The sequence below is a fragment of the Streptomyces sp. NPDC056580 genome (assembly GCF_042793175.1).
In the GTDB taxonomy this organism is placed as follows: Bacteria; Actinomycetota; Actinomycetes; order Streptomycetales; family Streptomycetaceae; genus Streptomyces.
Window position 1 is genome coordinate 374,300 of record NZ_JBHTVE010000003.1, and the last position, 21,410, is coordinate 395,709.

7 protein-coding genes are annotated in these 21,410 nt (G+C 75.1%); 2 read left to right on the top strand and 5 right to left on the bottom strand.

Annotated elements, in window-relative coordinates; genetic code table 11:
- Positions 1–37: 37 nt before the first annotated feature.
- The 4 genes from ACFQ9Z_RS08170 to ACFQ9Z_RS08185 all read right to left on the bottom strand — a co-directional run bounded on the left by ACFQ9Z_RS08170 (position 38) and on the right by ACFQ9Z_RS08185 (position 18,600).
- Entirely contained in the window at positions 38–8,341 is an 8,304-nt protein-coding gene (locus tag ACFQ9Z_RS08170; protein ID WP_383012672.1) for an amino acid adenylation domain-containing protein, read from the bottom strand.
- 14 nt (positions 8,342–8,355) lie between these two features.
- On the bottom strand, positions 8,356–16,839 hold the full coding sequence (locus ACFQ9Z_RS08175; protein WP_383012675.1) for an SDR family NAD(P)-dependent oxidoreductase: 8,484 nt from the start codon (positions 16,837–16,839) through the stop codon (positions 8,356–8,358).
- A gap of 183 nt (positions 16,840–17,022) precedes the next feature.
- A complete protein-coding gene (locus ACFQ9Z_RS08180) occupies positions 17,023–17,649 on the bottom strand; it encodes a 4'-phosphopantetheinyl transferase (RefSeq protein WP_383012678.1) in 627 nt (208 codons plus the stop codon).
- A 78-nt stretch (positions 17,650–17,727) separates the two neighbouring features.
- Positions 17,728–18,600: an aspartyl/asparaginyl beta-hydroxylase domain-containing protein gene (locus tag ACFQ9Z_RS08185; RefSeq protein ID WP_383012681.1), complete on the bottom strand. Its 873-nt coding sequence runs from the start codon at positions 18,598–18,600 to the stop codon at positions 17,728–17,730.
- Positions 18,601–18,927: 327 nt separating this feature from the next.
- Here ACFQ9Z_RS08185 and ACFQ9Z_RS08190 point away from each other — a divergent pair, with 327 nt between their 5' ends.
- Both ACFQ9Z_RS08190 and ACFQ9Z_RS08195 read left to right on the top strand, forming a co-directional pair.
- Positions 18,928–19,632 (top strand): carbohydrate binding domain-containing protein, encoded by a 705-nt coding sequence (locus tag ACFQ9Z_RS08190; protein ID WP_383012685.1) that lies wholly within the window; start codon positions 18,928–18,930, stop codon positions 19,630–19,632.
- Positions 19,629–20,147, top strand: coding sequence for a MarR family winged helix-turn-helix transcriptional regulator (locus tag ACFQ9Z_RS08195; protein ID WP_383012688.1), 519 nt, complete (start codon positions 19,629–19,631; stop codon positions 20,145–20,147). The genes ACFQ9Z_RS08190 and ACFQ9Z_RS08195 overlap by 4 nt, the downstream gene beginning before the upstream one ends.
- 2 nt (positions 20,148–20,149) lie before the next feature.
- On the opposite strand, the gene ACFQ9Z_RS08200 is transcribed toward ACFQ9Z_RS08195, so the two are convergent.
- Positions 20,150–21,355, bottom strand: a complete 1,206-nt coding sequence (locus ACFQ9Z_RS08200) for a PP2C family protein-serine/threonine phosphatase (RefSeq protein ID WP_383012692.1) — start codon at positions 21,353–21,355, stop codon at positions 20,150–20,152.
- Positions 21,356–21,410: the final 55 nt, after the last annotated feature.

Genomic DNA, 21,410 nt, shown 5'->3' on the forward strand with positions numbered 1-21,410 from the left:
GCCGGGCACCGCGGCCGCCGCGGCGGGCGAGGGCGGTTCACCGTCCGGTCCTGCGTCGTGCGGGGCGCCTGCCGCCCCTGGGCTGGGTCCGGCCGGCGCCGGTGGGCGCGGCGGGCGGCCGGTCGCCGCCGGTGGCCGGCGCCGGGGCGCGCAGTCCGGCGAGCGTGCCGCCGGGGTCCCGGGCGATCCGGGCGAGGAGGTGTTCGTAGGCACGGGCCAGGCGCCCGGCCGTGGCCGGGGTGAACAGGTCGGTGCTGTACTCCAGGTAGCCGGCCAGTCCCGCGCCGGTCTCCTGCACCACCAGGCTCAGGTCGTACCGGGAGGTGCCGGCGTCGGTGGGCAGCTGGGTGACGGTCAGGGCGCCGGCGTCGTCCGCCTCCGGCGCGTCCCAGGTCGGCAGCAGGTTGAACGTGGCCTGGAACAGCGGGGACCGGGCCGGGTCGCGGTGCGCCGCGAGCGCGTCGACGAGGTCCGCGCACGGCACGTCCTTGTGCGCGTGGGCCTCGCCGGTGGCTTCCTTGGCCTGGGCCAGCAGCTCGGTGAAGGGGCGCCCCGGGGACGCGTCGAGGCGCATCGGCAGCATGTTCACGAAGTAGCCGACCACGCCCTCCAGTTCGGCCTCCGGCCGGTTGGCGACCGGGGTGCCGATGACCAGGTCGGGGGCGTCGGTCTCGCCGCCGAGCAGGGCGGCGAACGCCGACAGCAGCGTCATGTAGAGGGTGGCGCCCTGGTCCTGCCCGAGCCGCCGCAGGCCGTCGGCCACCTCGCGGGGGGCGCTCAGCGCCACCTGGGCGCCCTGGTACGTCTTGACCGGGCACCGCTCGTAGTCGGTGCGCACCGGCAGGCAGCCGGGCGCTCCGTCCAGCCGCCGCAGCCAGTGCTCCCGCTGGCGGCCGAGTTCCTCGGCCGTGACGGCCGTGGCCTGCCGGCGGGCGAAGTCCGCGTAGCTCGTCGGCAGCGGCGCGAGCCGCGGCTCCTCGCCTCGCGCGAAGGCCCGGTACAGGGCCTGCTGCTCGGTCAGGACGATGTTCACCGACCAGCCGTCGAAGACGCCCCAGGGGCGGGTCAGGACGGCGACGTGCCGGTCCTCGGCGAGCGTGAGCAGGTGGGAGCGCAGCGCGTGCGGCCCCTCCGGGTCGAAGGGCCGGGCCCGTTCGGCGCGCAGCCAGGCGGCGAGGCCCGCCTCGTCGCCCGGGGCGGGCGCGACGGTCACCGCGAAGCCGGCCGCGTCGTGCACGCGCTGCGCGAGGCCGCCGCCGGGGAGGCGGACGTAACCGGTGCGCAGCACGGGGTGGCGCTCCACGAGGGCGCGCACGCTGCGGGCGAAGGCGTCGCGGTCGAGCGGCCCGTCGAGGCGGAAGGCGAGCTGCACGTTGTCGTGCGCGGCGGCCAGGTGCCCGGGCCGGTTCAGGAACCACAGGTCCCGCTGCTGCAGGGACAGCGGCGCGGTGTCCTCGGCCGGCACGGCGGACCCGGCGGGCACGGTGGACTGGGCCGGCGCGGCGGACTCGGCCGGCACGGTGGACTGGGCCGGCACGGTGGACTGGGCCGGCACGGTGGACTGGGCCGGCACGCGGGCCGCGCCGTCGGCGGTGGCGGTGGCGGTGGCGGAGCCGGCTGCCCGCGCCGCGCCCTCGGGGGCGGCCGGGGCGGTGCCGTCGTCCGGCACGAAGGCCGGAGCGGTCTGCGCCGCGTCCTCCCGCCCGCCGGCCGCGCCGTTCGCCGCGCCGGCCGGGCCCCGCGGGGCCGGGGCGGCGTCACCGGCGGCCGCCGGGGCCGAACCGGCTCGTGCCGCGCCCGGCTGCCCGCCGTCGAGCAGGCCGTCCACCGCGGCGGCCATCTCGGCCATGCCCGAGGCGGTGAAGACCGTCTGGAGCGGGAGGTCCGCGCCCATCTCCTTCTTCACCCGCAGGGAGAGCCTGGTGGCCAGCAGGGAGTGCCCGCCGAGGTCGAAGAAGGAGTCGTTGAGACCGACGCGGGCGACGCCCAGCACCTCCGACACGATGCGGCACAGCTCCCGCTGGGTGGGCGTGCGCGGGGCGACGTAGTCCTCGCGGGCCAGGTCCGCCTCGGTGGGCGCGGGCAGGGCGCCCCGGTCGACCTTGCCGTTGCGGTTGACGGGCAGTTCGTCGAGGACGACGAACGCGGTGGGCACCATGTAGTCGGGCAGCCGCGCGGCCAGGTGCTCCTTCAGCCGCCGGGCGAGCGGCGCCTGTGCTCCGTCCTCCTCGTGCGCGCCGCGCACCGGGCTGACGTAGGCGACGAGGGAGCGGGCGGCGCCGGTGCCGTGCGGCAGGACGACGGCCCGGTGCACGGCGGGGTGACCGTGCAGGGCGTTCTCGATCTCGCCGGGCTCCACCCGGAAGCCGCGGATCTTGACCTGGTCGTCGACCCGCCCCAGGTGCTCGATCAGTCCGTCCGGCCGCCAGCGCACCAGGTCGCCGGTGCGGTACATGCGGGTGCCGGGGGTGAACGGGTTGGGCACGAACCGCTCCGCGGTCAGCCCGGGCCGGCCGAGGAAGCCGCGCGCGAGTTGGTCGCCGGCCACGTACAGCTCGCCGGGGACACCGGCGGGCAGCGGCCGCAGCGCGTTGTCGAGGACGTACGCCTGCGTGTTGTAGACGGGCGCGCCGATGGGGACCCGGGTGGCGCCGGGCTCGGGGGTGTACGGGCCGTACAGGCCGAGGGCGCCGCCCACCTCGGTGGGGCCGCACAGGTTGAACAGCAGGGTGCCGGGCAGGGCGCGCGCAACCCGCTCCGCCAGCTCCATGGACAGCGGTTCGCCGGTGGCCTCGAGCCTGACCAGGCCGGTGCACTCGGCGGCGGCCGGCTCGGAGAGGAACTCGGCGAGCATCGAGGGCACGAAGTCGATGTCGGTGATGCCGTGTTCCCGGACGGCGGTGGCCAGGTACTCGGGGTCCTTCTGGCCGCCGGGGCGGGCGATGACGATCGTGCCGCCGGTCTGCAGCGGCCAGAACAGCTCCTTGACGGAGACGTCGAAGCCGATGGAGGTCTTGAACAGGATCCGGTCGCCCTCCCCGCCCCGGTAGACGCCCTGGTCCCAGGCGAGCCAGTTCATGCTGGCCCGGTGGGTGATCACGACGCCCTTGGGCCGGCCGGTGGTGCCGGAGGTGTAGAGCACGTAGGCGGGGTGGTCCGGGCGGATCCCGGCGCCGGGATCGGTGTCCGCCAGGCCGGAGGTGTCGGGCAGTTCGTCCAGGACCAGCAGCGGACGGGCGTCGGAGACCATCGTCGCGCGGCGTTCGACGGGCAGGTCGGGGTCGAGCGGCAGATAGGCGGCGCCGGACTTGAGGATGCCGTAGATCGCGACGAGCAGGTCGAAGGAGCGCGGCATGCCGACGCCGACGATCCGCTCGGGGCCCGCTCCGCGCTCGGTCAGCCAGTGCGCGAGCCGGTTGGCGCGGGCGTCGAACTCGGCGTAGGTCAGACGCTGGTCCTCGTACACCAGCGCCGTCGCGTCGGGAGTGCGGGCGGCCTGGGCGGCGAAGGCGGCGGTGAGGGTGGGCGCCGGCATGGGGGTGCGGGTGTCGTTCCACTCGACGAGCAGGCGCCGGCGCTCGGCGGCGGGCAGCACCTCCAGGTCCAGGGCGCGGGTGCCGGCGCCGTCGTCGGCGGCGAGGGCTTCGGCGAGACCGGTGAGCGCGGTGAGGAGGTAGCCGGCGACGGCGTCGGCGGACAGCGAGTCGTCCACCTGGAGGTCGAGGGAGAGTTCGCTGCCGAAGTCGTCGACGGACACCGACACCGGGTAGTTGATGCCGTCCGCGGCGGCGACGAACCGCACCCCGGAGTCGTCGGTGCGCGGGGCCGCGGCCTCGCCGTGCCCGGGCTCGAAGTGGCGGAAGTTGGCGACGGCGCTGAACAGCGGGGCGTCGCCGTCCATGCCGCTGCACCGCTGGGCCAGGCCCAGCGGGGTGTGCTCGCGGGCGACCAGGCCGCGCAGCGCGACGTCGACCTCGCCGATCAGCTCGCGGACGGTGCGGCCGGCCAGCCGGACCCGCAGCGGGAGGGTGTTGATGAAGTTGCCGAGCATCCGCTCCACGCCGGGCACGCCCTGGAGCCGTCCGGACATCACCGAGCCGAAGACGACGTCGTCGCGGTTACTGCACGCGGCCACGACCCGTGCCCAGGCGGCGTGGAACAGGCAGGCGGGGCTGGTCCGCAGCCGCCTTGCGTGGGCGCGCAGCTCGCCGGTGAGTTCCGCGGGGAGCGTGCGGCGCAGCCGGGTGACCCGGCGGGCGTCGCCGTGCACGTCGGCCAGGCCGAACGGGAACGTCGGCTCGGTGACGTCGCCGAGGGCGGCGCGGAAGTGGTCCTCGGCCTCGTCGGCGGCCTGCCGGCGCAGGGTGTGCGCGACGAAGTCGCGGTACGGCGGCGGGGGCGGCAGCAGGTCGGCGCGGCCGGCCATGTGCAGGGCCAGCTCCTGGAGGGTGAGCCGCAGCGAGGTGGCGTCCTCGATGAGGTGGTGGGCGGTCAGCAGCAGGTACCGGCGCTCGGAGTCCGGGTCCTCGGCGACCGTCAGCCGCAGCAGCGGGGCGGTGTCGAGGCTCATCCGCCCGGCTCCGTCCAGCAGGGCGCGGGCCTGCCGCTCGGCGTCCCGGCCGGGTTCCAGCCGGACCCGGCGCAGCGGCAGCCGGGCCGTGCGGTGCACGACCTGCACGGGTTCGGGCAGTCCGGTGGTGAGGACGGCGGTGCGCATCACGTCGTGGCGGTCGACGACCGCCTGCAGGGCGGCGGTGAACCGGGCGCAGGCCGCCTCGTCGTCGGCCACGTAGAGGGTGGAGACGAGGTAGGGGTCGTGGTCCGGGTCCATCAGGTGGTGGAAGAGGATGCCCTCCTGCGTGGACAGCAGCGGGTAGACGTCCTGCACGCCGGCCGCGCCGCCGGGCACGGCGGCGGTGATCGTGTCGAGCTGGTCCTGGGTGAGGTCGATCAGGGGCAGCATCCGCGGGGTGAGCCGGGTGCAGCCGTCCGGGATCAGGTTGGGCGGCGCGCTGTACTCGTCGGTCCCGGGGGTGGCGTCGACGCGGGCGGCGAGGGCCGCGAGACCGGGCTCGGCGAACACGTCCTGCACGGCGACGCTCAGGCCGTGCTCCTTGAGCCTGGCCACCAGCACGGTGATCATCAGGGAGTGGCCGCCGAGGGCGAAGAAGTTGTCCTCGGCGCTGATCCGTCCGGCGTCGAACCCCGTCAGTTCGGCCCACACCCGGGCGAGCAGCTTTTCGGTGGGGGTGGCGGGGGCGACGTAGGCGCGCTGGGCGAAGGCGTCGATGCCGGGTGCGGGCAGGGCGGCCCGGTCGAGCTTGCCGTGGGCCGTGACGGGCAGGGCGTCCAGGACGACGAAGGCGCTGGGCACCATGTAGTCGGGCAGGCCGGCCGCCAGGTGCCGGGTCAGCTCGGTGCGGTGGTCCTCGCACGGGTGGCCGGGGTCGAGGACGGTGTACGCGACGAGGCGGGGGCTGCCCGGCTGGTCCTCGCGCACGACGACGGCGCAGGCCCGCACGGCGGGGTGCTCGGCGAGCCGGTGTTCGATCTCGCCCGGCTCGATGCGGAAGCCGCGCAGTTTGACCTGGCCGTCGACGCGGCCGAGGAACTCCAGGTTGCCGTCGGGCAGCCGGCGCGCCAGGTCGCCGGTGCGGTACATGCGCGCCCCGGGCCCGCCGAACGGGTCGGGCACGAAGCGTTCCCGGGTCAGTTCCGGCTGGTGCAGGTAGCCGCGGGCAAGACCGGCGCCGGCGATGTACAGCTCGCCCGCGCAGCCGATCCCCTGGGGCTCGCGGGCCTCGTTCAGGACGTAGAGCCGGATGTTCTGGATGGGCCGGCCGATGGGCACCGTGCGCGGGGCGGGTCCGGCGGGGCAGGTCCAGTGGCTGACGTCGACGGCGGCCTCGGTGGGGCCGTAGAGGTTGTGCAGGGGCGCCGGGTGGCGCTCGTGGTGTCGGGCGCACAGGTCGGGGGGCAGTGCCTCGCCGCTGCAGAAGACCCGGCGGACGGTGGCGCACTCGCTCCAGCCGGGCTCCTCGACGATGGTGCGCAGCATGGAGGGCACGAAGTGCAGGGTGGTCACGCCGAACCGGCGGACGGCGGAGACCAGGTAGGCGGGGTCGCGGTGGCCGCCGGGCTCGGCGACGGCGAGACGCGCGCCGGAGAGCAGGGGCCAGAAGAACTCCCACACCGACACGTCGAAGCTGTAAGGGGTCTTCTGCAGGACGACGTCGTCCTCGCGGAGACCGTACTCGTGCTGCATCCACTCGATGCGGTTGACGGCCGCCCGGTGCTCGATCATGACGCCCTTGGGGCGGCCGGTGGAGCCGGAGGTGTGGATGACGTAGGCCAGGTGCTCACTGGTCAGCCCCAGTTCGCCGGCCGGCAGGTCGTCCTCGCGGCCGCCGGTGACGTCCTGCCCGGCGCCGTCGCGCAGGGTGCCGTCGCGGTGCAGGCCGAGCAGGTGGGCGGCGCCGCGCAGTGGCCCGGTGTCCAGGTCCGGCTGGGTGAGCACCACCTGGACGCCGGTGGACTCCACGAGGCCGGCGCGCCGGGCGTCGGGGTGGGTCGGCTCGATGGGCAGGTAGGCGCCGCCGGCCTTCAGGGTGCCGAGGATGCCGGCGACCATCTCGGCGGAGCGGTGCGCGTGCAGGCCGACGAGGGTGTCCGGTCCGACGCCGTGCGCGCGCAGTCCGTGGGCGACGCGGTTGGCCCAGGCGTTGAGTTCGCCGTAGGTCCAGGAGGCCTCGGCGTCGACGAGCGCGGTGCGGTCCGGGTGGCGGGCCGCCTCGTCCTCGAAGAGCTGGTGCAGGCAGCGGTCGGCGGAGTACGGCCGCTCGGTGTCGTTCCACACCTCGACGACCTGGCGGCGCTCCGCGGCGTCCAGCATGCCGAGCCCGGACAGGGGCCGGGACGGGTCCGCCGCGACGGCCTCCAGCAGCCGTGTGTAGTGGCCGACGAAGCGCCGGACGGTCTCCCGGTCGTACAGGTCGGTGTTGTACTCGACGGTGCCGGCCAGCCCGTCCGGGGTCTCCCGCAGGTCGACGGTGAGGTCGAACTTGGTGGAGGTCAGCTCGACCTCGACCGGGGTGACGTCGAGGTCGCCGAGGGCCGCCGAGCGCCCGGTCTGCGCCTCCTGGAGGACGAACAGGGTCTGGAAGACGGGCGAGTGGGCGAGGCTGCGCTCGGTGTCCAGCGCGTCCACCACGGCCTCGAACGGCACGTCCTGGTGGTCGTAGGCCTCCAGGGCGGTCCTGCGGACCCGGGCCAGCAGCTCCGTGAAGGCGGGGTCGCCGGACAGGTCGGTGCGCATCACCAGGGTGTTGGCGAAGAAGCCGACCAGGTCCTCGGCCTCGCGCCGGTTGCGGCCGGCGACCACGGTGCCGACGGCGATGTCGGTCTGGTGCGTGTAGCGGTTCAGGACGACGTCGTAGGCCGCCAGCAGCGTCATGTAGAGGGTGGCGTCGTGGGACTTCGCCACCTCGCGCAGCGCGCGGAGCAGTTCGGCGGGGCACCGGAAGGACTCGGCGGCGCCCGCGTACGTCTTCACCCGGGGGCGTTCCCGGTCGGTGGGCAGGGTCAGCCTGGGATCGACGCCGGCCAACTGGCGCCGCCAGTAGCCGACCTGGCGTTCCTGCACCTCGTCGGCGAGCCGGCGGCGCTGCCAGTCGGCCCAGTCGGCGTACTGGACGGGCAGCGGTTCGAGCGGCGCCGGCCGGCCGGCGCCGAACGCCTCGTAGCACGCGACCAGATCGCGGTAGAACACCCCGACCGACCAGCCGTCGCAGACGCTGTGGTGGGTCGTGACGAGCAGGTGGTGCTCCAGTTCGGAGCGCCGCAGCAGACGGGCCCGGATCAGCGGGCCGCGCGCCAGGTCGAACGGGGCGGCGGCCTCCTCGCGGCAGATCCCGGACAGGTGCGCGGGGTCGGCCAGTTCCTCCTCCACCACGGTGAAGTCGGCGCCGTCGCCGATGATCTGCCCCGGTACGCCCTCGTGTTCGGTGAACCGGGTGCGCAGCACCTCGTGCCGCTGGACGACCGCCGCCAGGGCGCGCAGCAGCGCGGGCCGGTCCAGGCGGCCGCTGAGCCGCATCGCCACCGGGATGTTGTACGCGGCGCCGGTGCCGCCCAGTTTCTCCAGGAACCACAGGCGCTGCTGGGTGAACGACAGCGGCAGCGGCTCGCCGGTGCCGCGCGGCAGGCGCGGCACGGCGCGCAGCGCGGACAGGTCGACGCCCTGCTTGTGCAGCAGCGCGATCAGGGCGCGCTGCCGCTTCGCGGGCAGGGAGCGGATCCTCCGGACGAGGTCCAGTCCGGTGTCCTGACTGGTGATGTCCATCGTCAACCTCTGCCTCAGCTCTCGATGTCCAGGGCGTCCAGCTCCTCGTCGCTCATGTGCTCGACGAGGGCGATGCTTTCGAGGATCAGGTCCACGTCGAGCGAGCCCGCGTCCGTCGTTCCGGCGGCGCGCCGACCGAGTTCCAGGGCCATGTCGGCGAGCCGGGGCGCGCTGAAGACCGCCTCGACCGGCAGCTCCACGCCGGCCCGTTCGGTGAGCCGGTTGATGAGGCGGGTGGCCAGCAGGGAGTTGCCGCCGAGGGCGAAGAAGTCGCTGCGGCCGTCGAGCCGTTCCGGGTCGACGCCCAGGACGTCCGCCCAGGCCAGCGTCATCGTGCGCAGGCTGTGGGAGGGCGTGTCCGCGGCGGCCGGCGCCTGCGGCCCGGGCGGCTCGGGCGCCGTCCGGCGGGTGGCGGCGGGCTGCTCGGGGGCGCGGCCGACCCAGTAGCGGCCCGTCTCGAAGGCCGTCGGCGGCAGCGGCGCCATGGGGCGGGGCCCGTCGTGCAGTCCGGCCCACGGCACCCGGACGCCGTGCGCCCAGAGTTCGGCGAGTTGCTCCAGGGCGCGGTCCTGGACCAGTCCGGCGAGGAACTCCTCGCCGCGGGCGCCGGTCAGGACCGCGGCGAGCGGTCCGGCGTCCCCCTCGGCGTTGCCGCGGTGCACGCCGGCCCGGACGGCCGGTGTGGCGGGGGCCTCGGCGAGTTCGGCGGCGAGGGCCTCGCGGAGCTGCCCGCGGTCGGCCGCGACCACGGCGAGCCGCTCGGCCTGGGGCTCCCGGCCGAGCTGCGAGGTGTAGGCGATGTCGGCGAGGCTCACCGTGCCGTCGCCTTCGTCGCCGCCCAGGAAGTCGTGCAGGCGGCCCACGGCCGTGCGCAGCAGTTCGGGGGTGCGGGCGGAGACCAGGACGACCTGCGGCGCCGGGTCCGCCGGGACCGTGCGGGCGGCGGCGGGCGGCGCCTCGACGACGATGCTCACGTGACTGCCGCCCGCCGCCACGGAGTTGATGAGGGCGCGGCGGGGCGCGTCGCCGCGCGGCTCCCATCCGGCCGGCTCCTCCGCGAGCCGGAGCGGCGAACCCTCCAGGTCGAGGCGGGGGTTGGCGGTTCCGGTGGCGACGAGCGGGGCGATCCGCCCGTGCCGGAGCTGGAGCACGACCTTGGTGAGCTGGGCGATGCCGGAGGCCGCCTCGGGGTGGCCGAGGTTGGACTTCACGCTGCCCACGGGCACGGGTTCGGTGACACCGGCGAACACCTCGCGCAGGGCGCGGACCTCGACCTCGTCGGAGAAGGCGGTGCCGTTGGCGGCGGCCTCGACGCAGCCGATGTCGGCCGGCGCGGTGCCGGCCCGCTCCAGGGCCCGCCGCATGGTGGCGACCTGGGTGCGGTGGCTGGGTGTCATGAAGCCGTTGGAGCGGCCGCCGTGCAGCGAGGCGGTGCTCCTGATGACCGCGTGCACGGTGTCGCCGTCGCGCAGCGCCGCGTCCAGCGGCTTGAGCAGGACGGCGCCGACCGCCTCGGCGGGCAGGTAGCCGTCGCCGTCGCGGAAGCTGCGCGCGCCGGGGTGGGTGCCGAGCAGCCGCATCTCGCCGAGGGCCCGGTACTTGTCGGGGTGGACGTTCAGGTTGACGCCGCCCGCGACGGCCAGCTCGCACTCGCCGCGCAGCAGGTCGGCGCAGGCGAGGTGCACCGCCATGGCGGACGAGGTGCACATGCTGTCCACGGCCAGGCTCGGGCCCTCCAGGCCGAAGAAGTTCGAGACGCGGTTGGCGATGAGGTTGTACGAGGCGGAGGCGGTGAGCGCGGCCAGGGCAGGGTCGGCGGCCGGATCCGCCCGGTACATCTGGTAGGCGGCGCCGACGTAGACGCCCACCTGCCGGCGGTGGCGCCGCTCGACGACCTCCTGGGTGACGCCGCCCTGCTCCAGCAGGTGCCACACCGTCTCCAGGAACAGCCGCTGCTGCGGGTCCATCGCGGCGGCCTCGCTCGGGGCGATGCCGAAGTGCAGCGGGTCGAAACGGTCGACGCCGTCGAGGAAGGCGCCCCACTCGGCCCGGCCGCCGCTGTCCCAGCGGTCGGCGGGCACCTCGGTGACGCAGTCCCGGCCCTCGCGCAGCACCGACCAGAACTCCTCCAGGTCCCCGGCGTGCGGGTAGCGGCCGCTGATCCCGATGACGGCGATGCCGTCATCGCTCCGCCCGCTCCCGCGCCGGGCCGGTGCCGCGGCCGGCGCCGGGGCCCGCGGGGGCCGGGGCGCGACGGCCTCGGCCGGGGCCGTCGCCGACCCGGAGGCGGGGGCGGGGGCGGGGGCGCCGACCAGGGTGCGCAGGGCCCGCGGGTGGTCGGCGGCGAGGTACCGGGCGAGGCCGCGCACGGTGCGCACCTCGAACAGCAGCGTCCGCGACAGCGGGCCGAAGGTCTCCTCGAGCGGCTGCAGCATGGTCACGGCGAGCACGGAATCCATGCCGTACCGCTCCAGCGGCGTGTCGGCGTCCAGCCGTTCGGGCCCGAGTTTCAGCGCCGCCGCGAGCACCCGCCGCAGGTGGGCCACGGCCCGCTCCTCGACGGCGGGTGCGGCCGGGTCGGAGCCCGGGGCATCGGTACCGGTGCCGGAGCCCGGGGCATCGGTACCGGTGCCGGAGCCCGGGGCATCGGTCGCCCGGTCCGGCCGGCCGGCGTCGGCCGGCGCGGTGCTCGGCAGGAGGGTGGCCGACAGGGCCGTGCGGTCGCCCGCGACGACCAGCAGCCCGCCGTCCTCGCGTACGTCCTGGTCGGCCAGGGCGAACCGCAGCGCCGCCAGCCCCCGCGGGGTGTCGAGCGGCACCAGCCCCGCGGCGCGCAGCTGGTCCCGGACCGTGTCGCCGGCCCCCATGCCGCCCTCGTCCCACAGCGGCCAGCCGACGGACACGGTACGCCCGGCGCGCAGGCCCGCGCCGACGAGCCGGTTGCGGTGGACGGCGTAGGCGTCCATGAACGCGTTGGCCGCCGCGTAGTCGGCCTGGCCGGGGTTGCCGAACGCACCGGCGATCGAGGAGAAGCAGACGAACAGCTCCAGCGGCTGCTCGCGGGTCAGCTCGTCGAGGTGGACGAGGCCGGCCACCTTCGGGGCGAGGACGCGGTCCAGCTCCTCGGCGCTCTTGCGGACCAGGAAGTTGTCGTGGACGACCCCGGCGGAGTGCAGCACGCCGGTCAACGGCCCGTGTTCGTCGGTGACCTGGGCCAGCAGACAGGCGAGGGCGTCGCGGTCGGCGACGTCGGCGCGCCGGTGGTCGACGGTCAGCCCGGCGGCGCGCAGGGCGTCCAGCCCGGCCCGCTGGGCGCCGGTCAGCGGGGAGCGTCCGATGAGCACCACGGTGGCGGTGCCGACGGCGGCCGCGATGTCCCGGGCCACGACGAGGCCCAGTCCGCCGGCTCCGCCGGTGACGAGGTAGAGCCCGCCCTCGCGCCAGGGCGTGGGCGCGGGCCGCAGCGGGACCTCGGCGGGGCGGCGGACCAGCCGGCGGCCGTCGCGGTGGCGCACCTCGGGCTCCGGGCCGGCGACCGCCTCGGCGGTGAGACGGGCGGCGAGGGCGGCGGGCGAGGCGCCGTCGAGGCACTCCACGTACTGGGTGCGCAGCCTGGGGTTCTCCAGGTGCGCGGTGCGCAGCAGCCCGGCCAGGCCGCCGAGGCAGGCGGCCGTGCCGTCCCCGGCGCCGCCGACGGCGGCGACCTGCAGCAGGGTGGGCCGGCGGACACCGCGCCGCAGCAGGTCGCGGGTCAGGGTGAACACCTGGCGTGCGGCCTCGGTGTAGCGGAGGTGAACGGGGCCGTCGGCCGGTTCGACGACGGTGCAGTGCGTGCCGGCGGGCAGCGCGGCCGTCAGAGCCTCGCGGTCCCCGGCGGTGACCGGGCCGACCAGGACGACGTGCCGTTCGGCGAACGTCTCGCCGGGCGCCGCGGTCCCGGCGGCGGGCGCCTCGGTCCAGCGCGGCCGCAGCAGGACGACGTCGCCCTCGTCGGCGCCGTCGCCCTCGTCGCCGACGGCGGATCGCTGCGGCGCGCCCTCGGTGTCGAGGCCGAACCAGCAGCGCTCGCGGGCGAAGGGGTAGCCGGGCAGGCCGATGCGGTGCGGGCGGGGGCCCGGACGGGCCGCGAGGTCCCAGTCCACGTCGCCGCCCTCGGCCCAGAGCGCGAGCAGGGCCTCGTAGGTGCCCTGCTCGCGCCAGGCGGCCACGGCGGCGCCGACGGCGGCGGCGTCCGCGGGACGGTCCGGGCGGACGGCGCCCCGGGCCCAGGGCCCGGGTGCGGCGGGCGCGGCGGCGAACGCGGCGAGCCGGTCGCGGGCCTCGGTGATGGATCCCACGGCGAGGGCCAGGCGCTGGTCCAGGGCCGTGCGCCCGGTCTGCAGGGTCCAGGCGACGGCCGGCAGGTCGGCGTCGGTCAGCTCGCCGAGCCGGGCGTGCAGCAGGCGGGCCTGCTCGGCGAGCTGCTCCTCGGTACGGGCGGAGAGCACCAGCAGGTACGGGCCCTCCTGAGTGGTCCGCGGGCGGACCGGCTCCGGGTACTCCTCGATGACGACGTGGGCGTTGGAGCCGCCGCCGCCGAAGCTGGAGACTCCGGCCAGCCTGGGCAGGGTGCGCCGTTCGCCGTCGGTGTCCCGGACCGGGCGGTGCCAGGGCTCCAGGGAGCGCTGCACGCGCAGCGGGGTGCGGTCGAAGTCGATGTGCGGGTTGAGGTTCGCGGAGTGCAGGCTCGGCACGAGTTCGCCGTGCCGCATCTGCAGCAGCACCTTGGTGACTCCGGCGATGCCGGCGGCGCTCTCGCAGTGCCCGATGTTGGACTTCACGGAGCCGATGGCGAGGCGCCGGGGGGCGCCGCCCGCGCGGGCGAAGGCGCGCTGCAGGCCGGCCACCTCGATGGGGTCGCCGAGGGAGGTGCCGGTGCCGTGGGCCTCCAGATAGCCGAGGGCGCCCGGGTCGACGCCGGCGGCGGTGAGCGCGTCGGCGATCACCTCGCCCTGGGCGACCGGAGTGGGCACCGAGTAACCGGAGGTGCGGCCGCCGTGGTTGACGGCGGTGGCCTTGACCACGCCGTGGATCCGGTCGCCGTCGGCGACGGCCCGCGCCAGCGGCTTGAGCAGGACGGCTCCGACGCCCTCGCCGGGCACGTAGCCGTCGCCGCCCTCGCCGAAGCTGCGGCACCGGCCGTCGCTGGAGAGGAAGTCGCGCCGGCCGAGCACCAGGTACTTGTTGGGGTGCGGGGTGAGGTTGACGCCGCCCGCGAGCGCGGTGTCGCACTGCCCGCTGCGAATCGCCTCGCAGGCCAGGTGGATCGAGGTCAGGGAGGACGAGCACATGGTGTCCACGGCCAGGCTCGGGCCGCGGAAGTCGTAGAAGTACGACACCCGGTTGGCGACCGTGGAGGCGCTGCCCCACAGGGCGTCGGGCCTGCCGCGCTCCTGCGCCTGGGCGCCGAGGAGCTGGTACTCCTGGTACATCACCCCGACGTAGACGCCGACTCTGCCGCCCCGGGAGAGGCGTTCGGCGGTGTACCCGGCGTCCTCCAGGGTGTGGTGGGCGCACTGCAGGAACAGGCGCTCCTGCGGGTCGAGGTGGTCCGCCTCCAGCAGGGATATCTGGAAGAACAGCGGGTCGAACCGGTCGATGTCGTCGAGGAAGCCGCCCCAGGAACCGGCGCCGGCGTCCGCGTACCGCTGCCGGTCCCAGCGGTCGGCCGGGATCTCGCGGACGCAGTCGCGGCCCGCGCGCAGGTTCTGCCAGAACTCGTCGAGGTCGGCGGCCTCGGGGTAACGGCCGCTGACCCCGATGATCGCGATGTCGCCGTCGCGCACGGGCGCCGGGTCCGGGGTGGTCGTCACGGCGCCCGGGGTCGTCCGCGCGGCAGCCGGGTCCGGGGTGGTCGTCACGGCGCCCGGGGTCGTCCGCGCGGCAGCCGGGTCCGGCAGCAGGCGAGTCGACAGGCCGGTCAGTTCCACGCACACCCGGCCGTGCTCGTCGAGGACGGTGACGTCGAGGCGGGCCGTGCCGCCGTCGGCGGCCGGGCCGGGCCGGTGCCGGATCCAGGCATGCGCGGTGGCGGTGGTGGCTGCGACGGGCTCGGCGCGGTCCAGGGCGAACGGCAGCGCGAGCCCGGCGGACCGGGTGCCGGCCCCCTGGTCCAGCCACAGGCCGATCGTGGCCTGGAGGGCGCCGTCGAGGATGCTCGGGTGCATCAGCGCGCCGGCGCCGAGCGGTTCGGCCTCGGCCGGCAGCCGCAGCTCGGCCAGGACCTGGGGGCGCCCCTCGGCGTCGGTGCCGGTGCGCAGTCCGGTCACGGACCGCTGGGAGGGCCCGTAGGCCATGCCCATGCGGTCGTACAGGCCGTACAGGCCCTCGGCCGTGTGGAAGGTGTCGGCGCACGCCGCGCGCAGCCGGTCGAGGAGCCGCGTCCGGCCGGCGCCGGTGCCGTCCGGGCCGAGGGCCGCGCGGCCCTGGCCGCAGAGCGTGGTCTCGCCGTGGTCGCCGACGCTCTCGATCTCGTAGGCGCAGCCGCCCGCCGCTGAGGTCCGCACGCGGACCCGCAGGGTGAGGCCGCCGGGACCGCAGACGGCGGGCCGCAGCCACACCACGTCCGTCAGCCGGACGGCGGCCGCGTCGTCCTGTCCCAGCGCGCGGGCGACCGCGACGCGCGCCATCTCCAGATGGGCGACGCCGGGCAGGATCCGGTCGCCGTGCACCCGGTGGTCCCGCAGGAACGGTTCGTCGCCGCTGAAGCGGGTCTCGTACGTCGTCGTGTCCCCGGCACCCTCACCGACGCTGCCGTGGAGGAGCGCGTGCGGCACCGGCGCCGCCTCGGGCGGGGTGCGGTGCTCGCCGGTCAGGTGCGCCGCGAGGGCGTTCAGGGTGCGGTGTTCGCGCAGGACCCCCGGATCGAGGGGCAGCCCCAGCCGCGCGCCGACCCGGTCGGCCAGGCGGGCGAGCCCGGTGACGTCCAGCCCGAACTCGGCCAGCTCGGCGTCGGCGTGCACATCGGCGGCGTCGACGCCGAGGAGGGCGGCCACTTCGCCGGTGAGGGCGGCGCGAACGCCGCCGAGCGCGTCGGGGCCCGCGGCGCCGCCGGACGCCACGACACCGGTGGCCGGGGCGGACGGCAGCCCGTGACCGGCCGGCGCGAGGGTCCCGGCGGGGGCGGGGGCCTCCGGTGCGGGGGCCGGCGAAGCGGGTGCCGCCGCGAGAGGGGTGGCCGAGGCGGGCGCCGCGGGAACAGAGGCGGCCGGGAGGGATTCGGCCCGGGCGTCCGCCCCCGGAACCGAGGCGACCGGGGCGGCCGCCACCGGCGCGGCCACGGCGGGCGCCGGCGGCGCGGCCCAGGCGGCCGGGGCGCCCGCGGGGACCTGGGTCTCCAGCCACTGCGCGAGCTCGGCGATCGTCCGGTACTCGAACATCACCGTCGGCGACAACTCCACCGACAACCGCTCCTCCAGCTCCGCCACCAACGACAGCAGATCCGCCGAAGCCAACCCCAACTCGTAATAACCCGAACCCACATCGACCCCATCGGCAGCCACCCCCAACCGGGCCGCCACCGCACCCCGCACCACATCCACCACACCCGCACCACCACCCGGCGAGGCGGCCGACGGCACCGCCGGGGCCGGCCCGGCCGGTGCGGGGGCGTCCCCGCGCACGTCGAGGGAGGCCGCGGCGCGGATCCGCTTGGCGACGAACCGGCCGACCTCGGCCACCTTGGCGCCCTCGGCGTCGTAGAACTCCACGACCAGCCGGATCAGTTCCTCGTCCCGGCGCACCGAGTCGGCGGGGACGCGGACGTAGCAGCGGCCGCCGAGCGGTCCGGCGGCGCGGAACCGCTCGAACATCAGCGGCAGGTACAGCCCGGGGCCGTCGTTGTCGCCGTGCAGCATGCCGAGGGCGACGCCGCCGCCCAGCAGACCGGCCTCGAAGAGCGCGGGGTGGAACAGGAACCCGGCGGCGGACGCCTGGTGCTCCGGGGCGAGTTCGACTTCGGCGACCCAGTCGCCGGTGCGGTGGTGGACCACTCCCCCGAGCTTCATCAGGCCCGAGTGGTGCAGGTCGTACTCGCGGCACCAGGTGTAGATCTCGTCGAGCGTGGTGCGCCGGGTGGCGCCCTCGACGGGCAGCGCCAGCCGTTCACCGAAGGCGACGCGGGGCCGGCGGCGCACGTTCGCGACCGCGTGCAGGACCTCGACGGTGTCCTCGGCGCGGCGGCTGCGCACCTCGACCCGCCAGCCGCCGTTCGCCCCGGGCCGTCCCGCCACCGTGGTCAACACTCGTTCCCCGGGCCCGGCGACCAGCGGGGCGAGGATGGCGAGATCGCGCAACTCCACTTCCGGCATGGGGTGCCCGTGCCGGGCCAGGACCTGCAGGACCAGATCCACGTAGCCGACGCCGGGCAGCAGGCTTCGGCCGTACACGACGTGCCCGTGCAGCAGCGGGTTGTCCGCGGTGACGGTGAGGGTCTCGGTGAAGGTGGTCGTCTCGATCATCGGTGTCCGTCCAGAAGGAGCGTCAGGCCGGCGGAGCGGCCCGGCGGAGCCCCGCCGTCGCGGGGCGGCCGGAGTGGGCACGAGCAGGGGTGTCCGAGTGCCGTCTCCGGCAGACCGGGGTGCGGCCGGAGGCGTACCGGGACACGCGGTCCCGGTGCCCTCCCGGCATCCGTGCCGGTGCGCTCAGCACAGGGCGACGGCGGTCAGCAGCAGCCCGTCGCGGCGCAGCCACCGCCCCGTCACCCGGGGGACGGGGCGGCCGCCGGCCACCGGCGGGGGCACCAGGAACCGCGCGCCGAACCGGCCGCCGGCCGCGATGTCCACCCGTACCGCGTCGAATCCGAGCATGCGCCGGGCGAGCGGGAAGGAGACCTTGTACACGGCCTCCTTGCAGCTGAACAGCAGCCGGTCCCAGGCGGGAGCGGACCGCGGCGCGCCGAGCCGGTCGATCATCGCCCGCTCCTCGGGCAGTCCGATCATCTCCAGAACGCCTTCCGGCAGTGGCTCGTCCCGTTCGGCGTCGATGCCCACGGAGTGCACGCGGCTGGCCCGAGCGACGGCCGCGGCGCGGTATCCGGCGCAGTGCGTCATGCTGCCCACGACTCCGGCCGGCCAGCGCGGCGCGCGCTGTGTCCCGGGCGGCAGGGGAAAGGGCGGGATGCCGAGGTCACCGAGGGCGGCGCGGGCACAGTGCCGCACCGTGGCGAATTCACGGCGCCGGGCCGGGACGGCCCCCACCACGGCCGCCCGCTCCTCATTGAACAGGTGATTTCCCCGGTCGTCGTCCTCGAATGCTTCCGCGGAAGCCACTTCCCGCGGAAGTATCTCCTCGATCACTTTCTCCCCCAGTTATCTGCCCACGCAGCGCGGCACGCCCGAGCCCTCACGTCACCAGCTGGTCAGCGAGAACCGCTCTCCCAGATCACGGGCGCCGATCGCGAAATCCCTGATCCGCTCGGCCTTCTCGACCATCTTGCCGTCGCCGGCCTGCTTCGAGATGGCGATGAGCCATTCGTAAGTCTCGCTGGGGTGCACGTCGTAGGTGAAGTGGACTTTGGAGAGCAGAAAGAGAATGTCCCGGAAATTCTCCCGCTCGATGACGTCGGCGAGCGAGCGGATCCGTTCCGCGCGTTCCGTGGTGAACGGCTTGCGGTCCGGGAGTTCGGGGGTCGCGCCGGGGGCGTAGACGGAGGCGTCGGCGAACACCTCCTTCTCGTCGAAGGAGCCGTTGAAGGCGAGGTCGACGCAGAGGGCCTGCCGGCTGATGTCGGAGAAGTTGACGGCGGAGTGGACGGCCGCGGCGTCCAGGAACCAGATCTCGCCGGGCCGCATGTGGATCACGGTGTCGTCGTCCGAGTGGAAGGCCAGCGGGCTGTCCTCGAGGACCATGAAGGTGCGGAAGTACAGGTCCAGGTCCCGGTCGAGCTCGACGAAGTCGCGGTGCGGGATGACGACCGCGTTCTTCAGGTTGCGGGTGCGCGCCATCTGCACCCGCTCCTGGTCGTAGACCGTGGTGATGATCTCGTCGAGGTACGGGACCTGCTCCGCGTGCCGGGTGGGCCGGACGGACGCGCCCTCGAGGTCCCGGTAGAGCCGGTCCTCGCTGCCGCCGCTGGCGTTGTACAACGGGATGTTCTTCCAGAACCCGTTGCTGAACTCGTCGTACTCCTCCTCCACAGTGGGGACCGCGGCGAGGTAGTCGAGGTCCTTTCTCAGCCGCTCCTGATCGAGTTCGATGCGGCCGAGTATGTGGGAGCGCATGCGTCGTCCTCCGTCGTGGCAAGGGTAACCGTGCGGACCGGCTCAAGCGTGCTGGGGCAGGGGAAATGAGGAATTCATCCGCTTCCGGTGAACGGGCAGACGAAAGCAGACACCCTGGCTTTCCTGCTCGGCAACCAACGCCAGGTGTCAGAAGTTGAATGGTGAGTTAACACGGCGCGATGACGCGCCTCGCCTAAGTCGCTTTTGCGCCCATGAAATCCCCCGTTTAGCCCTGCCATCACGGTCGATTCACTCAGGAGAGGATCGGAACCGTGATCGAATTGAGTTCGAGCTTAGAGCAGCCGCTTCTGAGTCGTCAACCGTTCCTTGACCAGCGGAGAAGCGTCCGACCGTCCCCTTTACAGCACGGAGACAAGTCGCCGTCGAATTCACGCCATCGCTCGCACGGCCGGCGGCCGCACATTCCGGGCCCCGGCGGGGAGCCGGACCACCGCCCCCGGCACCCGGACGACCGACCAGCTCGGCACCGGCGCGGCCCACGGCGACCCCTGCGGCCCGGCCAAGCCCTCGCAGGGCGACGCGGCGACCGGTCTGGTACCCGCCCGCGCGGGCTGGGTGGAGAAGGCCGTGGACCTCGGCGCCGCCACCACCTCGCAGGCGACGTTCGACAACGGCAACGATGGCCGGGACAACGACAATGGCGCGAATTATCGGTTGCCCAAGGGCGGTTCACGGGTCGAGGACCGCACCGTCACGGCGAACGCCGACGACCCCTGCACGACCGCCGAACCCGACACCGCCAGTGCCAGTGCCAACGCCACCGTCACCGCCACCGCCGCCGCCGCCGGGGTGGACAGCCACGCGCTGGTCGCGCCCGGCAAGATGGGCACGGACGGCCCTCACCTCGAGCAGCCACCGCCCCCGGCGGCGCGGTGGACGCACCGCAACCGGTGTTCGCCCGGCCGGGAAGGTCGGGCGAACACCGGTTGTGGACCGGTTCCCCGGGTACAGCGATGGAATATGGGTTGTCCCCGCAGCACCCGTAACTTACTGAAAGTGATGTGTTCGTGACTCTTCCCGGCGGCGACGGCGACCGCGTCAGGGGCTCGGGTGACGATCCGAGCGCCGACGCGCGGGTGATCGCCGATGCCGTGGAGCGTCTGGCCGATCTGTGGTCCGTCGCCGCCCAGGAGGCGGCCGTACGGCTGTCCGCGCACCAGTTGCGGGCGCTCAGGGTGCTGGAGACGGCGCCGGAGGTGAATCTCACCGGCCTGGCGGACCGGCTCGACATAGGGCTGCCCACCGCCAGCCGGCTCTGCGACCGGCTGGAGGCGGCCGGTCTGCTGGAGCGCGAACTGCACCCGCACCGGCGCCGCGAGGTGCAGCTCAGGCTCACCGTGCAGGGGCGGCGGGTGCTGTCGGACGTGGCCTGCCGGCGCACCGAGGCCCTGGCCGGCGTCCTGGCCGCCATGGCGCCCGCGGAGCGGTCGTCGCTGGTCCGCGGTATGCGGGCGTTCCTCTCCACCCGGGCCGACCGGTCCTCCCGGGCCGACCGGTCCTCCCGGCCGCCGCCGGAGGGGCCGTAGCGTCAGCGGCCGAACCGCGCCTCGCCGGCCGGGCGGCCCCGCCAGTCGAGGCAGACGACGGCGGCGTCCGTGAGCAGGCCCTCGCCGCCCACGTGCTCGATCAGCCCGGCGACGACCGAACGTGCCGCCTCGTGCGGCTGGGTCTGCCGGGTCGCACCCAGGATCTGGCGCAGCACGGCCTCCCCGAACAGCTCTCCGCCGGCCGACCGGGTACCGTGCACGCCGCTGCCGATGGCAACCAGGCGGTCGCCTGGCTCGACCTGGAAGGTCTGCTCCTCGTAGTCGGTCTCCTCGAACATCCCGAGCGGGAGCTGGGCCTCCAGGTCGACGCGCTCGACGGTGGTCCCGCGCTGGCGGTAGAGCTGGGGGGACCCGGCGTCCACGGCGTGGACAGTGCCGGTGTCGAGGTCGAACCGCAGCAGCAGGGTGGAGGCGTACGACTTGCCCCCGTACTGGGAGAAGAGGGCCTGGTCGGCGAGGCAGGCCTGGTCCGCGAGACCGATGCCGGCGCGGCGGGCGTTGCGCAGCGCGCCCACCGCGAGGCCGGTGAGCAGGGAGGCCTCGATGCCCTGGCCCATGCCGTCGGTGACGGTGAGCGTGAGGTGGTCGGCGCTGGTGGACCAGTCGAAGTTGTCACCGCCGATGGCGTAGGCCGGTTCGAGGTGGGCGCCGATGACGTACTCGTCGCGGGCACAGCCCCGGCCCGGCAGGAGCTGCCACTGCATCTCGGCGGCGAGGGTGAGCCGGCGGGTCCGGCGGGCCTGGAGGTACAGGTCGGTGTCCCGGCCCGCCGTGGCGACCTCGTGGCCGAGGCCGGTGGCGAAGTCGCCGAGCCGCAGCACCGTGCCGGGGTCGGCGCCCGAGCCGGAGCCGGGGACCCGGACGGAGAGCACGCCGAGGCGGTCGCCGCGCACGGTGATGGGCAGGTGGACCAGTTGCGTGGCGGGGTCGGCGGTGATCTCCACCACCGGGTTCTGGCTGGTGAAGGCGGTGCCGGCGGGGCCGTCGTGGGCGGATACCGGTGCGCCCGTGTGCGGCAGGTGGGTGACGGGCTGCAGGACCGTCAGGCCGTAGTCGGCGAGCAGGAGCGTCACGTCCAGCGCGCCGAAGCGCTCGGCCAGCAGCCGGCCGGCGGTGGCCACCAGGGCGTGCGGCGGGGCCGCGCGCAGTCGGGCTTCCGCGGACGGGACCGGTTCGGCGGCATTCACGACGTCTCCATCCTCTTCCACAGGACGTCCACGCTATCGCCCCGCAGGGCGGTAC

What these genes read in the sequence shown, in the direction of transcription:
- ACFQ9Z_RS08170 (WP_383012672.1), bottom strand. Translation starts at nt 8,341, where the DNA reads ATGGACATCACCAGTCAGGACACCGGACTGGACCTCGTCCGGAGGATC.
- ACFQ9Z_RS08175 (WP_383012675.1), bottom strand. Translation starts at nt 16,839, where the DNA reads ATGATCGAGACGACCACCTTCACCGAGACCCTCACCGTCACCGCGGAC.
- ACFQ9Z_RS08185 (WP_383012681.1), bottom strand. Translation starts at nt 18,600, where the DNA reads ATGCGCTCCCACATACTCGGCCGCATCGAACTCGATCAGGAGCGGCTG.